Genomic DNA, 694 nt, shown 5'->3' with positions numbered 1-694 from the left:
TGACCGTTTAGTTGAATTCAAAGCCGCTTACGTGACCAAATGGAACGAATGTAACCAGCAATGGCCAGAAGTCATTTTCCACGGCCCCCGTGGCACAGATAAAGGAATGGCGCAGTTAACTCCTTATGGAGATGGCTATTTCCAGCTGCACGGCATGACGAAAGAGATCACGTTGTTTGAAGATGGCTTAGTTGAAAGCACGGCACTCTCTGCTCAACCTGAGCTACCTGTACCGTTACTGTCTAAAATTCGCAGTGGGTGGCGTGAAGAAATTTTGGGTGAAAGAACGCATAACGCAATACAACACATGGCCCAATTTATCCCTGATTACAAAACAGCGGAAAAAGGTGGCAAAGCGTTGTTTGGTGCTCAACAAATTCCAGGCACAGATCCCGTGCTTCGCGCGGCAGATGTTTCATTCGAACAAAATCACTACGCTCGAATTGAAGTTGTGAAAGCGTCTTCTACGTTGTTGGCTGCTCAAAAAATGCTTCAGTATTGGTTTGATATCACGCCTCAACATAATGTAGAAGCGCAACATCCAGTGACCGTTAATTGGTCTGAAAACGAAATCGAACAATACGCGATTAAACTGACCGAAGAACGAGGCTATCCGCATGCTCTAGCTGAACGCTACGGGATGTAAGCAGCCAAAAACTGAATAGGGCTCAGTAGCCAAAAAACTGAGCCCACT

1 pseudogene is annotated in these 694 nt (G+C 46.1%); it reads left to right on the top strand.

Going from position 1 to position 694, the window contains the following annotated elements:
* A pseudogene (locus R7E78_RS26820) lies at positions 1-646 on the top strand (FAD-dependent oxidoreductase); the annotation flags it as partial.
* Positions 647-694 lie beyond the last annotated feature (48 nt).

It is taken from the genome of Vibrio sp. YT-19(2023) (genome assembly GCF_033337395.1).
The sequence above is the reverse complement of the archived record's forward strand: the minus strand, read 5'-3'. Positions and strand labels throughout refer to the sequence as shown.